Consider the following 14,974-nt stretch of genomic DNA (forward strand, 5'->3'; position numbering starts at 1 on the left):
GGCGTCGGGACCCGGCCGCCGAGCCCGCTCGGGCACCTGTCAGGAGCCGATGGACATGGGCGATCCGTAGCGTGAGGCCCGTCCGCGCTGCTGTTCCTCCTGCTGCTCCCGCAGCCTCGCATGCGTCTCGCGGAGCTTGTTGCGCACGTTGTTGTGGAGGCTGGTGAACTCCGACTCGGTGATGGTGCCGCGCTGCCCGTCCATGATCTGCCGGTGCACCGTCCCGCCCACGGAGGGCGCCCTGTCCACCGCGGAGCTGCGGGCACCGCGACCGGGGTCCTCGACGATGTCGATCATGAAGCTGATCCAGTTCGCCCGGTGGTAGGGACCGCCCGGTACGGCCGGCGACGCGGCCTCGGTCCGTTCGAGGAGCGCCTCGACGGTCAGCCGGATCGCGTAGCCGAGCCCGAGGAACCGGGCCCGGTAGTCCCGCAGTGCCGTCTCCATGGCCAGCTGTTCCGTGTTGACCGCGTTGGTGCCGACGACCAGGTTGCGGAACTCGGTGGGGCCGTTGTCGCCGTCGCCGATGAGATGGCACCACTCGTGCGAGGCGCGCCGCCCCGCCGCACCCCCGCGGCCGGTCGTCGGCATCAGGCTGTGCGCGGCCATGCTGCCCATCGCCGCCGCCGGGTTGCGCCCGGCACTCTGGCGGTCCACCGACGGCGGTTTGGACACCCTGACCTGCCTTCGGAGCTTCCCCCGCCCGTCCTCCTCGGCCTGGTTGGCCATGGCGTCGAAGCCTTGCCTGCTCAAGAATCGGCGGCTGTTGTTGGACGTTCCGTCCCCGTAGGTGAAGCTGGGGTCGACGATGGCACGCTTGTAGAAGACGAAGGGCTCGCTCGGGTCGGTGGGCAGTTGCACGAGCCCGGTGGTGTCGCCGACGCGGTCGTCCTCGTCCAGTCTCCGTTGCCCGGCCAGGGCCTCGAGGTCCTCATGGCCCGCGTACGCCGGGTTGATGTCCCAGTAGTCGCCGAACCGGTAGGTCCGTCCCATCGAGCGACCGCCCGACCCCTTCGGGGTCATCCGGACGATACGGAAGGACCGATCGGGGTCGATCAGCGTGGGACTGCGCTGGGCATCGCTGTTGATCAGCTCCACGCGGTAGACGTAGAACGAGGTCTGGTACTCGACCTCCCAGCTGTCCTGCAGGGTGCCGCCCCGGCGGCTCGCCGAGGCCCTGGGCAGAGCAGCGGTGCGTTCGACGCGCAGCGCGTCCGTCCCGTAGCCCCGGCGCTGCCCGGAGTAGGCGCGATCCGGTACCTCCACGAGGTGACCGTCGGCGTCGAACTCCTCGTCCGGTACCCACATCGCGACGAGGTCGGCGAGTTGGTCGCGCTGGTCTTCCTGCGCGGCCGCGGTGGCGCGCAGCGGCATCCGCTGCACCGCCGTTCCCGGTTCGGACGCGTGCCCGTGTCCCGCGTGCCCCTCCGGTTCGTGTCCCGCGTGTGCGGGCGGGGCGCCGCCCAGGACACGTGTGGCCTGTTCCTCGGCCTCACGTTCGAAGCGGTCGCCCGGGTCGGACACCCGCACCCCGTCTCCCCGGTCGGAGCCGGCGACCGGGCCCGAGCGCTGCTGGATCACATGGGTCAGCTCGTGGGCGAGCGTGTGCCGGTCGGCGCCGCTCTCGCCGATGACGACATGGCTGCCCGCGGTGTAGGCGCGGGCTCCGAGAGCGGCAGCGGACTCCTGTGCCGCGCGGTCCGTGTGCAGGCGTACGTCGGAGAAGTCGGCCTCGAAACGGGCCTCCATGTCGGTGCGGGTCGCGGGGTCGAGCGGCTGTCCGGCGCCGCGCAGCGCGTCCTGCACCGATCGCTGGACGGACGTCCGCTCCGTTTCCCGGTCCGCGGCGCGCTCCCGCTGGATGGCCTGTCCGAGGGCGGCGTTCCCGGCGAGACGCTGGAGGGCGAGCAGCCGCGCGGGGTCCGAGGAGCCCACCCGGCCGGCGGCCGGCAGCCGACCGGCGGGAGACGGGAGGGCGGGCCGGGCCGAGCGGGAACCCTTGCGGGGCTGTTCCTCTTCACGAGGTGCGCGCTGTGCTGCCATCGACTCTCCCGACCCGCACGGATATGACGTTCCGTCATCGTTTTCCGGAGGGCCCGCCCCGTGAAGAGACCTTCGGCCAGGAATTCGCGCAGACCTGGTACGGGGACGAGGCACCGCATCGTCGCCCCTTGCCCAGGCTCGTCACCGGTCAGGCGGGAGCGGGCCGCTCGGTGTCGGGTCGGGTTCGGGTGCGTCCCCATGCCGTGGCGGAGACGGAGAGGACGGAGAGGAGGACGAGGGAGGCCAGGAGCAGGACCGTGGTGGGCAGGCGCAGCAGGGCGTTGCGTACCAGCGCGGGCAGGACCGCGGGCAGGAGATGGTGGCGCAGGAGGTAGGAGGGGCCCGCTCCGAAGGAGATCGACGCGAGCAGGTGGCCGCTGGCCCGTTCCTGTTCCAGCAGGGCGGCTGCCTGGGCGGCGTACGGGGTCCAGGCCACCACGCACGCGGCGCCCCAGACCGACGGTCCGGTCACCGCGGTCGTGAGCAGTCCGGGGAGGCCGGCCGGCAGCGTCCCCACGGCCGAGGTGCACGACACGACACAGCCCACCCACACTCACTCCCGCCCACCAGAACGCTCTTGAACGCACTCCAACGCCAGCAGTTCCAAACCCCCGCCTCGGCCAGGGTCGGCACCACCGGGTTGTCGAGGACGAGGATGTCCGCGGAGTTGTCCTGCTGCGCCGCCAGCAGTGCCTTGTCCGACAGGTCGCTGGTGTCGAAGGCGGTCCGCTTGATCTTCGCTCCGGCCTCGATCACCCCTGAGATGCGGTCAGGGTGTTGTGCCGGACCCGGTGTCCGCGATGGGTGGGACTCCGGCGGGCCCGGTGCTGGCCCGCAGTGAGATCGGCGGGGCCAGCAGGTGGTGCCGGGGCTGCGCGTCGGGATGGTCGAGCCGCTCCACCAGCAGTTCGACAGCGAGGCGGCCCATCTCGGCCGCCGGTACGTCCGCTGCGGTGAGCTGCGGGGTCACCGTCTCCGCCCACCTGCTGGCCACGACCCCGGTGACGGAGAAGTCGCGCGGCACATGACGGTCGGCCTGGGCCAGCCCCCGGTAGAGGCCGCCGAGCGCTGCCTCGTTCAGCGTGACCAGGGCCGTGGTGGCCGGGTCGTCGTGCAGAATCCGCCGCACACAGTCCTGACCCGAGGCGGCGTCGTCACCGCAGCAGTACGTCCGGACCGTCAGCCCGCGCTCGGCCGCGGCCTTGGTGAAACCGTCCAGGCCCCGGTGCGCGGACTCGTATCCGGCCCGCAGCAGCTGCTCGGGCCGGTTGACGAAGGCGACCCGGCGGTGGCCGAGATCCGCCAGGTGGTGCACGCAGGCCGCCGCCAGGGCCGTGTGGTCCAGGCCCACCCACCAACCGCCTTCCGGGCGAGCGGTGCGGCCGATGGTGACGGAGGGGAAGTCCAGGGCGGTGAGGTGGTCCACCCGGTCGTCCTCCAGCCTGATCTCCATCAGGATCGCGCCGTCGACCCGCCGCTCCCCCAGCATCCGCTGGAAGGAACGGTCGCTGTCCACGCCACTGGGGGACAGCAGCACGTCGTAGTCGTAGGCCGCGGCGGCCTCCACGACGCTGCCGATGAAGTCCAGCTGCATGCCGGTGTAGTGGTTGCCGGCCGGTGGGAAGACCAGGCCGATCGTGCTGGTCCGGCCGTTGGCCAGGGCGCGGGCGCTGGCACTGGGCCGGTAGCCCAGCTCGTCGACGACCCGCTGGATCCTCCGGCGTGTGTCCTCCGAGACCGGGCGCTTGCCGCTCAGCGCGTAGGACACGGTGCTGCGCGAGACACCGGCCCGCCGCGCGATCTCACCGATGTTCACGCCGACTCCTTGCTTGAACTCCTCGAACCGGTTCGGAACCTCCGAAGAGAGTACCGCCCGGCGTTCGCGAGGGAGTGGGACGGCACGAGGGGCGCTCACCGGTCGTCGAACCGGTTCGCATGAAGTGAAGGTAGAAACTGCCGGAGCACCTGTCAACACCCTGTCCGCACACTCGTGATCCCTACAAAGGGCCCGGAAATCCTTTGGGTTGGAGGGATTGCTGGTCGGGTGTCCCGGTGCTAGCTTCGCCGAACCGGTTCGATGAAGTGATCCTTCCGGCACCCGTGCGGGCCGCTCCGCGCGCCCCGGACCACTTACGCGCCGCCTCATCGGTCACGGCACGTGGACGAGCGACCGACCGAGGTGGACCGACGCGTGGACGAACAGCCGCCCGAGGTGGACCGACCGGCACCCCGTCACCCGAGGATTCCCGAGGATTGAGGACGCGATCCATGCCATCCGCTGACAGATCCGCCCGGCGCCGAGCACCCGCCGCCGTGGCCCTGACGCTCGGCGCGGGCCTGCTGGCCGCACCCGCCCTCCCCGCGCAGGCGGCCGAGACGCCCCAGCCCGCCGCCCGCTACACCTTCGACGAGGACGACCTCGCCTCCGGCCGGATCACCGACAGCTCGGGCAACGGCCTGACGGCGACCCTGGTGAACGGCTCCACCGCCCGGTCCGTCGCCGGCCCCGACGGCGGCACGGCACTGGCCCTGCCCGGCGGAGCGCCCACCTCCGACGGCGCGTACGTCCGGCTGCCGCGCGAAGTGCTCGGCGACGCGAGCGACCTGACGGTCTCCGCCCGCGTGAAGTGGAGCGGCGACAGGTCGTCCTGGCAGCGGATCTTCGACCTGGGCACCAACACGACCAAGTACCTCTTCGCCACCCCGTACGGCGGCGACGGACTGTTGCGCACGGCCGTCACCACCGGTGGCGGAGGCGCGGAAGCACAGGTCGACGGGTACGCGATGCTTCCCGCCGACGCGTGGAAGACCGTCACCGTCACCCTCGACACCTCCGCCGGCCAGGTCACCACCTACCTCGACGGCGTGGCGGTCTCCTCCGCCGAGACCGGGGTCAGGGCGAAGGACCTGCTGGACGGTTCGGCCACGGCCGCCGGTTTCATCGGCAAGTCCTTCTGGCCGGATCCGCTGCTCAAGGGCGCGATCGACGACTTCGCCGTGTGGCACTCGGCACTCAGCCCCGAACAGGTCGCCGGTACCGTCGGTGACGTGCCGACCGTCCAGGAGCCCTCGAAGACGTCCTTCGAGGTCCGCACCACTACCGGAACCGCCCCTTCCCTCCCCGCCGCCGTCCGCTCGTCCTTCTCCGACGGCTACGACCGCGACACCCCGGTCACCTGGGACGCCGTCCCGTCCGAGAAGTACGAGCGGCCGGGGACGTTCACCGTGGCGGGGACCGCGGCCGGGCGTGCCGTGAAGGCGACCGTCACGGTGGTCCGCGAGGGGCAGCTCACCGTCGACCTCGGCTCGGACACCGGCGCGTTCCACGGCGGCGCCTCCGGCACCCTCTACGGCGTGTACGGACCGGACGTCCCCACCAACAACCTCATGGAGGGCATGGGCCTGCGCACGGTCTCCACGAAGGCGCAGGACGGCCCGCAGCACCCGGGGGCCGACGCGCTGGAGGTGGTGAAGCCGCTGGCCGACTCCACCGACGGTGATGTGTACATCTACATGACCGACATCCATCGCGGCTTCCCGTACCAGTGGCCGGGCGACACCCCCGAGGAGAAGACCGAGCTCTACAAGGAGAAGATCGCCGAGCAGGTCGACCAGGTCCTGCAACTGCCCGAGAAGTACCAGGACAACATCGTCTTCGTACCGTTCAACGAGCCCGAGGGCAACATGTTCGGCACCGGCGAGTGGAGCTACGACCGGGTCAGCTGGCTCACCGACCCGGACGACTTCTTCGCCGCCTGGGACGACGCCTACCGGCTCATCCGGGGCAGGATGCCCAGCGCCCGCATCGCCGGCCCCAACACCAGCGTTCTGTACGACCAGGTGAAGGGTTTCCTCACGCACACCCTGGCCGCCGACACCCTCCCCGACGTCATCACCTGGCACGAGCTGAGCCACCCGGAGGCGGTGCGCGAGAGCGTCGCCAAGTACCGGGCGTGGGAGAAGGAGTTGTTCGAGGGCACCGACAACGAAGGCACCGAACTCCCCGTCAACATCAACGAGTACGCCTTCAACTACCACACCTCCGTCCCCGGCCAGATGATCCAGTGGGTGTCCGCGATCGAGGAGTCCAAGGTGGACGCCGACATCGCGTACTGGAACATCGACGGCAACCTCTCCGACTCCGCGGTGCAGTCGGGCCGAGGCAACGGACAGTGGTGGCTGCTGAACTCGTACGCCTCGATGAGCGGGCACACGGTGGAAGTGACCCCGCCGTTCCCCGGCGAGAACTACACCATGCAGGGCGTCGCCACACTCGACGCGAAGAGAAAGCAGGCCCGGCTGATCTTCGGCGGGTCCACCGGCAAGGGCCACATCACCTTCGCGGGCATCCCGGAGAAACTCTTCGGGAAACGCGTGCACGCGTGGGTGCGGGAGATCGAGTGGAGCGGACAGGTCGGCGACTCCTCCGGCCCGAAGCTGCTCACCGAGACGGATCTGAGGGTCGGCGCCGACGGCACGGTCGTCGTCGGCTTCGGCGACGGACTCGGCGACGGCGGACTGCCGGCGCTGAAGGAGTCGTCGGCGTACGAGATCGTCCTCAGCCCGGCCGGGAAGGCGAAGCGCACCCAGTCCCCGCCCGCGTCCTGGCAGGCGTCGTACGAGGCGGAGGACGCCCCCCACACCGGGTCCGGCTACTCGAAGAACGGTCCGGAGGGCTCCCCGCGCGATGTGTCGAAGTTCTACACCTCCGGCGGCTACGACGTGGGGGGCCTGCGCACCGGTTCGGACGTCACCCTCGACTTCACGGTGGACGTGCCCGAGGACGGCACGTACGACCTGAGTGTCTTCGCCAACTCCCTCAACACCTTCGACAAGGTGAAGGAGCAGGGCCCCACCAATGTCTTCCTGCGGGTGGACGGCGCGGCGGACAGCGAGCAGGAGCTGCACCTGCCGCTCGGCTACAAGTGGGTGGTGTGGGACCACACCGACACGAAAGTGAACCTCACCAGGGGCAGGCACACCCTGACGCTCGCCGCGAAGAGCCTCGACGGCACACGAGCCACGGCGGGTGACGCCATCGTCGACCGTCTCACCCTCTCCCTTCCCGAGGCTTCGGCCGCCACCCAGGTGTACGAGGGCGAGCTGGCCTGGCCGGCCGGCGGGGCACAGCCCGTGTACGACCTGCCGAAGCGGGCCGGAACCCCCGCCACCGGCTCGGGCGCGGTCCGGCTCGCGAAGGGCCAGACCGCCACGTTCTGGGTCTACTCCCCCGCGGACCGCGAGGCGACCCTCAGGGTCGACACCCTCGGCGCGGCGAACGCCCGGCTCTCCGTCAACGGGCACGACGTCCTGCGCCTGGCCAGGAACAGGAGCAGCGTGGCCGTCTCCCTGTCGGGCGGTGTCAACAAGGTGACGGTCACCGGAGGTTCGGCCACCACCCTCGTCGACCGTCTCACGGTCACGCCGACAGAGGGCACGCTCCCGGCGCGTACGTACGAGGCGAAGGACGCGAAGCTCGCGGGCTCGGCCACGCTCACCCCGCTCTCCCTGGCCACCGGCGGGACGGCGATCACCGGGATCGGCGGCGACCCGGGCAACGGCAACACGGCGACCTTCAGCGTCACCGCGGACCGGGCCGGCCTGTACGCGTTGCGCATCCGCTACTCCAACCCCGAGCAGTCCGAGGCCACCCACTACAACCCGGACCCGCTTGCCCGCCACGCCGACATCACCGTCAACGGCGGCGAGCCGCGGCGCGTCGGCTTCCCGCACAGCTTCCACCGCAACAACTTCTGGGAGCTGACCGTCCCGGTCCACCTCAGGAAGGGCCGGAACACCGTCGCACTCAGCTCCGAGGAACTGCCGAACTTCGACGGCACCACCTACGCCTCGGACACCTTCCCCGGGGTCCTGCTCCGTTCCCGCGACGCTCCACTGATCGACCGGATCACCGTGGCGCCGTACGCACGGGAGCCGCGATGAGCTGAACAGCGAGGCGCCCGGTCCGTCACGGTCGACGGGCCGGGCGCTTCGCTGTGTCCCGCCGACCGAGATCATCGACCCGGCAGGCAACCGCCTGCGGCTGCCCGGTGCGCGACCTCGACGGAATCGTCCGCATCCGGAACGTGGGTCGCGGCCGACCTCGACGAGGGCAGGGCCCGGCTCGGGCAGTGCCGACGCATCGCGTCGGCGGGGAGTCGGTTCCGCGTCGACGCCCTTGACCGGACCCCCGACCTCTTGGACCATGTTGCGTATCGCTCGACAAGTTGCTCAATACGCACCGCCGGCTGAGATGACGAGGTCGTTCGCATGTCGCTTCTGAACACGCCCCTGCACGAGCTGGACCCGGAGGTCGCCGCCGCCGTCGACGCCGAGCTGCACCGCCAGCAGTCCACCCTGGAAATGATCGCCTCGGAGAACTTCGCCCCCGTCGCCGTCATGGAGGCCCAGGGCACCGTCCTCACCAACAAGTACGCCGAGGGCTACCCCGGCCGCCGCTACTACGGCGGCTGCGAACACGTCGACGTCACCGAACAGATCGCCATCGACCGCCTCAAGGACCTCTTCGGCGCCGAATACGCCAACGTCCAGCCCCACTCCGGCGCCTCCGCCAACCAGGCCGCCCTCTTCGCCCTCGCCCAGCCCGGCGACACCATCCTCGGCCTCGACCTCGCCCACGGCGGCCACCTCACCCACGGCATGCGCCTGAACTTCTCCGGCAAACAGTTCAACGTCGTCGCCTACCACGTCGACACCACCACCGGCCTCGTCGACATGGCCGAACTGGAGCAGCTCGCCAAGGAACACCGCCCCAAGGTGATCATCGCCGGCTGGTCGGCCTACCCGCGCCAACTGGACTTCGCCGCCTTCCGCCGCATCGCCGACGAGGTCGGCGCGTACCTGTGGGTGGACATGGCACACTTCGCCGGCCTGGTCGCCGCCGGACTGCACCCCAACCCCGTCGAACACGCCGACGTGGTCACCTCCACCACCCACAAGACCCTCGGCGGCCCCCGCGGCGGCATCATCCTCGCCAAGCAGGCATTCGCCAAGAAGCTCAACTCCTCCGTCTTCCCCGGCTTCCAGGGCGGCCCCCTGGAACACGTGATCGCCGCCAAGGCCGTCTCCTTCAAGGTCGCGGCCTCGGAGGAGTTCAAGGAGCGCCAGCAGCGCACCATTGACGGCGCCCGCATTCTGGCCGAGCGGCTGACCGCCGCCGACGCCCGTGACGCCGGCGTCGACGTCCTGTCCGGCGGCACCGACGTCCACCTCATCCTGGTCGACCTGCGCGCCAGCGAACTCGACGGACAGCAGGCCGAGGACCGCCTCCACGAGGTCGGCATCACCGTCAACCGCAACGCCGTCCCCAACGACCCCCGCCCCCCGATGATCACCTCCGGCCTGCGCATCGGCACCCCCGCCCTCGCCACCCGCGGCTTCACCACCGAGGACTTCACCGAGGTCGCCGACGTCATCGCCGAAGCCCTCAAACCGTCCTACGACACCGAAGCCCTCAAAACCCGGGTCAAGGCACTGGCCGACAAGCACCCGCTCTACCCCGGGTTGGCCAAGTAAGACCCCGGTGGGGCACCCGGACCCGTGTGCCCCACCCCCCGTTCTGAGGAGTCACCGTGGCCATCTCGGTCTTCGACCTGTTCTCGATCGGCATCGGCCCGTCCAGCTCCCACACGGTCGGCCCGATGCGCGCCGCCCGCATGTTCGCCGTCCGCCTGAAGGAGGACGGCCTACTCGCCCGAACCGCCACGGTCCACGCCGAGTTGTACGGCTCGCTCGGCGCCACCGGCCACGGCCACGGCGCCCCCAAGGCCGTACTCCTCGGCCTGGAGGGCAACGAGCCGCACACGGTCGACATCACCCGGGCGGAGCACGATGTCGAGCGGATCAAGTCGACCGGCACGCTGCGGCTGTTGGGCGTCGAGACCGGCGATGCCCAGGTGATCGCCTTCGCCTTCGACAAGGACCTGGTCCTGCACCGCCGCAAGACGCTGCCGTACCACGCCAACGGCATGACCATCCGGGCGCACGACGCGGACGGTATTGAACTCCTGTCGAAGACCTACTACTCCGTCGGCGGCGGGTTCGTCGTCGACGAGGAAGCGGTCGGCGCGGACCGCGTCAAGGTCGACGACACCGTGCTGAAGTACCCCTTCCACAGCGGCGACGACCTGCTCCGGCTCACCCACGAAACCGGTCTGTCCGTCTCGGGGCTGATGTGGGAGAACGAGCGCGCCTGGCGCGGCGAGGACGAGATCCGCTCCGGACTCCTCGACATCTGGCAGGTGATGCGGGCCTGCGTCTCACTGGGCCTGACCCGCGAGGGCATCCTGCCCGGCGGCCTGAAGGTCCGTCGCCGCGCCGCCCTCACCGCGCGGGCGCTGCGCGCCGCGGGCGATCCGGCCACGCACGCCATGGAATGGGCAACCCTCTACGCGATGGCGGTGAACGAGGAGAACGCGGCCGGCGGCCGGGTCGTCACGGCCCCCACCAACGGCGCGGCCGGCATCATCCCCGCCGTCCTGCACTACTACATCAACTTCGTGCCGGGCGCCGACGAGGACGGAGTCGTGCGGTTCATGCTCGCCGCCGGCGCCATCGGCATGCTCTTCAAGGAGAACGCCTCCATCTCCGGCGCCGAGGTCGGCTGCCAGGGCGAGGTCGGCTCCGCCTGCTCCATGGCCGCCGGAGCCCTCGCCGAAGTCCTCGGCGGCTCCCCCGAACAGGTCGAGAACGCCGCCGAGATCGGCATGGAACACAACCTCGGCCTCACCTGCGACCCCGTCGGCGGCCTCGTCCAGATCCCCTGCATCGAACGCAACGGCATGGCCGCCGTGAAGGCCATCACGGCCGCCCGTATGGCTCTGCGGGGCGACGGCCGACACCATGTCTCCCTCGACAAGGTCATCAAGACCATGAAGGAGACCGGCGCCGACATGAGCGTCAAGTACAAGGAGACCGCGCGGGGCGGGCTTGCGGTGAACATCATCGAGTGCTGAGGGAGTGGGCCTTGACCTGCGTGTGCCCACGCCGTCGAGTCAGGCCACCCTGTATTCCGTCGCCGCGTCCAGCAGCCAGCCCATCAGGTACTCGGCGAAGGATGAGCGGACCAGTACCCAGAAGCCGGACCCGGGTTCGTCGCGGGCGATCAGGATGATCTGGGTGCGGCCGAGGGTGGTCTGGGCGCAGCGTCCGGCGCCGAAAGCGCGTGGGTGCAGGTCCAGGGCGCAGCCGTGGGACAGCAGGTCGCGGGCGCGGGGGCCTGCGACGAGGACGGTGGTGCGCTGGGCGGAGACGTCGGTGACGGAGATGGGCTCGTCCCCGGCGGCGGTGCGGATCCGGCTCTCCAGTTCCTGCGCGCCGCCGGGCGGGCCCACCAGCAGCCATTCGTCCGGACCCAGCCACAGCGCGGTCAACTGCCCGGCGCGTACGACGGTGTTGGGTTCCAGGGGCAGTTGCAGGTCCAGGGCGAGGCCGATGGCGTCGGCCGCCGCTCCCTTGGCGTCGAGGCGGAGGTCGAGCTGGGTCAGGAAGGGGAGTTCGGCCAGCCGGACCGCGCCTCCGGAGGTGCGGGTGGCGGCGGCCAGACGGTCGGCGGCGTGGGACAGGGGGCTTCGGGGCGGGGCGGTGAGTGCGGTGTCAGCCATCGCGGCGGGCTCCCTCGGGGTCGTAGAGGACGGGGCTTGCGACGGTCACCGGGACCAGCCGGTCGCCGACGGGGGCGTACAGCCGCTCGCCGATGCGGTCCCGGCCGCCCTTGATCAGGGCGAGCGCGAAGGTCCGGCCGAGGGCGGCGCTGCGGTAGCTGGAGGTGACGTGGCCGAGCATCGGGACGGGCGGGGCGGGCAGGACGCTGTCGGCGACCAGGTGGGTGCCCTCAGGGAGGAAGGTGCCGGGGTCCTCAGGGAGCAGGCCGACGAGGTGCTTGCGGTCGGCGCGGAGGGTGTCGGCGCGCGCGTAGGAACGCTTGCCGATGAAGTCGGGCTTCTTCTTCGAGACGACCCAGTTCATGCCGAGGTCCTGGGGGGTGACGGTGCCGTCGGTGTCCTGGCCGATGATCGGGTAGCCCTTCTCGGCGCGCAGGACGTGCATGGTCTCGGTGCCGTACGGGGTGATGCCGTGCGGGGCTCCGGCCTCGTACAGCGCCTGCCAGAGGGTGAGGGCGTCCCACGGTGACACGTTGATCTCATAGGCGAGTTCGCCGGAGAAGCTGATCCGGCAGACCCGGGCCTCGATGCCGGCGACGGTCGTCTCGCGCCAGGCCATGAACGGGAAGTCGTCGTTGGACACGGCCAGTTGGGGTGCGAGTGTGCCGAGGACGTCGCGGGAGCGGGGGCCGACGAGGGCGACGGTGGCCCACTGTTCGGTCACGGACGTGCAGTGGACCTTCAGGTCGGGCCACTCGGTCTGCAGCCACTCCTCCATCCAGTCCAGCACGGCGGCCGCGTTGCCGGTCGTCGTGGTGACCAGGAAGCGGTCCTGGGCGAGGCGGATGACCGTGCCGTCGTCGAAGAGCATGCCGTCCAGGCGGCACATGACGCCGTAGCGGATCATGCCGACCTTCAGGCTGCTCATCATGTTCGTGTAGAGCCGGTCGAGGAAGACGGCGGCGTCCGGGCCCTGGACGTCGATCTTGCCGAGCGTGGAGGCGTCCATGAAGGCGACGCCGTCGCGGGCGGCGGCGCACTCGCGCAGCACGGCGGTCTCCATGGTCTCGCCGTCCTGCGGGTAGTACCAAGGGCGCTTCCACTGGCCGACGTTCTCGAACAGGGCGCCGTGTGCGACATGCCACTCGTGGATGGCGGTCGTGCGGACCGGGTCGCTCAGGGCGCCGCGGTCACGGCCCGCGAGCGCCGCGAAGGAGACCGGCGTGTACGGCGGCCGGAACGTGGTCGTGCCGAGCGCGGAGATGTCCACGCCGAGCAGTTCGGCCACCGCGCCGCTGGCCAGGACACCCGACGTCTTGCCCTGGTCGTTGGCCGTCCCGGCCGTGGTGTAGCGCTTGGTGTGCTCGACGGAGCGCATGCCGGCGCCGGTCGCGCGGGCCAGGTCGTCGACGGTGACGTCGCGTTGGAGGTCGACGAAGCGGGGGGCCCCGGAGGTGTCCGGGACGGTGTACACGTGCATGGGCGGCGTCGGCTGCGGCTGGGCGGCCACGTCCGGAAGGCGTGGGGAAACCGGGGTGTAGCCCTCGGCCTCGACCGCGCGCGCACCGGCGGCCGCGCCCTGCGCGAGGACCCCGGCGAGGTCGGACACGCCGCTCGCGCCGCCCGCCACCTCGACCGCCTGACGGCAGGTGTCGGGGACGAAGGAGCCCAGCGTCTCGTCGTGGCGCAGTCTGCCGCCCGCCTGGCTGAAGAGGTGCGCGACCGGGTTCCAGCCGCCGGACACCAGCAGGAGGTCGGCGGCGAACTGCCGCTGCCCCGCGGGCTCTCCGTACGGGCCGGCGGTCACGGCGGTGAGGCGCGGGGCGCCCTCCGTGCCGGTGACGGCGTACCCGGCCAGCACCTCGATGCCGGCCTCGCGGGCGCGGCTCGCCCACTGGCCCGGTTCGGGGCGGGTGTCGACGATCGCCGCGATGTGCACGCCCGCCGCGGCGAGGTCCAGGGCCGCCGCGTAGGCACTGTCGTTGGTGGTGAAGACGACCGCCCGGCGGCCCGGCAGGACGCCGTGCCGGTTGGCGTAGGCGCGGGCCGAGGCGGCCAGCATCACGCCGGGGCGGTCGTTGTCCGCGAAGGCGAGAGAGCGTTCGTGGGCGCCGGTGGCGAGGACGACGCGGCGGGCACGGATGCGCCAGACGCGTTCGCGGGAGACGTTCTCGGGAGCTTCGGCGCCGAGGTGGTTGGTGCGGCGTTCCACGGCGAGGAGGTGGTTGTCGTCGTAGTAGCCGAAGACGGTGGTGCGGCGCAGAACGCGGACCTCGGGGGCGGCGTCGAGTCGTGCGGCGGTCTCCTCGGACCAGTCGAGGTGCTCGCCGGTGCCCAGGAGGCTGCCGCCCAGGTGCGGTTGGTCGTCGGCGAGGATGACTCGGGCGCCGCTGTCCGCGGCCGCCGCGGCCGCCGCGAGGCCGGCCGGGCCCGCGCCGACGATCAGCAGATCGCAGTGGGCGTGTACGGCGTCGTAGCGGGCGGGGTCCGGTTCCGTGGCGAGGCGGCCCTGGCCGGGGAGGCTGCTCGCGACGAGGCCCTCGTACAGCTCGACGGTCGTCGCGGGGAGCATCGGCTCCGGGAAGGGGGCCTCGATCTGGATGACCGCGTTGGGTTCCTCGACGCCGGCCGAGAAGATGCCTCGGGGGCGGCCGAGTTTGATGCTGGTGCCGGTCTGGATGATGCCGTTGGCGAGGAGGGCGGAGGCGAGGGTGTCGCCCTGGTAGCCCTGGTATGCGGTTCCGTCGAACACGAACGTCAGGGGTTCGTTCCGGTCGACGTGGCCACCGGTGGTCAGGCGGAAGGGCTGAGTTTCGCCCCCGCCGCCCCTACCCGTCCCATCCCTGGGGGCTGCGCCCCCAGACCCTCCTTCGGCCTGAACGGCCTCGTCCTCGAACGCAGGACGGGCTGATGGTGCCGGACCCGGCTCGGAAGCGGCCGGGCGATCCGGAGACGCCGGACGTGACTCAGAGGTCGCCGCATGGCCCGGAGATGCCGCGCGTGGCGCAGAGCTCGCCGCACGCCTCGGTTCCTCCGCGGCCGGGCGCGGCTCCCCGGCCCGGTACACCGCGAGGATCTCGTTCGTCGACGTGTCGCGTACCGCGTTGAACCACGTGCGGCAGCCCGCCGCGTGGCTCCAGCGTTCGGCGAACGGGCCCTTCGGGTTGTCGCGGAAGAAGAGGTAACGGGCCCACTCCTCGTCGGTGAGGGCCGACGGTGTCTCGGGGTAGGGCACGTGTGCCTGGCCGCCGTAGTGGAACTCGGCCTCGTCGCGGGGCCCGCACCACGGGCAGGTGATGAGCAGCATG

Annotated in this window: 8 protein-coding genes and 1 pseudogene; 3 read left to right on the forward strand and 6 right to left on the reverse strand. The window is 71.2% G+C overall.

The window, feature by feature from the left end:
* Positions 1–39 precede the first annotated feature (39 nt).
* The 4 genes and pseudogenes from OG622_RS05195 to OG622_RS05210 all read right to left on the reverse strand — a co-directional run bounded on the left by OG622_RS05195 (position 40) and on the right by OG622_RS05210 (position 3,859).
* A complete protein-coding gene (locus OG622_RS05195; RefSeq protein ID WP_371573734.1) occupies positions 40–2,043 on the reverse strand; it encodes a DUF4157 domain-containing protein in 2,004 nt (667 codons plus the stop codon).
* A gap of 148 nt (positions 2,044–2,191) precedes the next feature.
* Positions 2,192–2,578: an ABC transporter permease subunit gene (locus OG622_RS05200; RefSeq protein WP_371573736.1), complete on the reverse strand. Its 387-nt coding sequence runs from the start codon at positions 2,576–2,578 to the stop codon at positions 2,192–2,194.
* Between the two features lie 71 nt (positions 2,579–2,649).
* Positions 2,650–2,793: pseudogene (locus OG622_RS05205) on the reverse strand (sugar ABC transporter substrate-binding protein); the annotation flags it as partial.
* 19 nt (positions 2,794–2,812) lie between these two features.
* Positions 2,813–3,859: a LacI family DNA-binding transcriptional regulator gene (locus OG622_RS05210; RefSeq protein WP_371573738.1), complete on the reverse strand. Its 1,047-nt coding sequence runs from the start codon at positions 3,857–3,859 to the stop codon at positions 2,813–2,815.
* 452 nt (positions 3,860–4,311) lie between these two features.
* Here OG622_RS05210 and OG622_RS05215 point away from each other — a divergent pair, with 452 nt between their 5' ends.
* The 3 genes from OG622_RS05215 (at position 4,312) to OG622_RS05225 (ending at position 11,018) form a co-directional block, all read left to right on the forward strand.
* Positions 4,312–7,986, forward strand: coding sequence for a LamG-like jellyroll fold domain-containing protein (locus tag OG622_RS05215; RefSeq protein WP_371573740.1), 3,675 nt, complete (start codon positions 4,312–4,314; stop codon positions 7,984–7,986).
* Between the two features lie 327 nt (positions 7,987–8,313).
* A complete protein-coding gene (gene glyA, locus OG622_RS05220; RefSeq protein ID WP_371573742.1) occupies positions 8,314–9,579 on the forward strand; it encodes a serine hydroxymethyltransferase in 1,266 nt (421 codons plus the stop codon).
* A gap of 56 nt (positions 9,580–9,635) precedes the next feature.
* Positions 9,636–11,018 (forward strand): L-serine ammonia-lyase, encoded by a 1,383-nt coding sequence (locus OG622_RS05225; RefSeq protein ID WP_371573743.1) that lies wholly within the window; start codon positions 9,636–9,638, stop codon positions 11,016–11,018.
* A gap of 39 nt (positions 11,019–11,057) precedes the next feature.
* On the opposite strand, the gene OG622_RS05230 is transcribed toward OG622_RS05225, so the two are convergent.
* On the reverse strand, positions 11,058–11,666 hold the full coding sequence (locus OG622_RS05230; RefSeq protein WP_371573745.1) for a sarcosine oxidase subunit gamma: 609 nt from the start codon (positions 11,664–11,666) through the stop codon (positions 11,058–11,060).
* Entirely contained in the window at positions 11,659–14,973 is a 3,315-nt protein-coding gene (locus tag OG622_RS05235) for a sarcosine oxidase subunit delta family protein (protein ID WP_371573747.1), read from the reverse strand. Before OG622_RS05235 ends, OG622_RS05230 begins: the two co-directional genes overlap by 8 nt.
* Between the last annotated feature and the right edge of the window lies 1 nt (position 14,974).

The sequence above is a fragment of the Streptomyces sp. NBC_01314 genome (genome assembly GCF_041435215.1).
GTDB lineage: Bacteria > Actinomycetota > Actinomycetes > Streptomycetales > Streptomycetaceae > Streptomyces.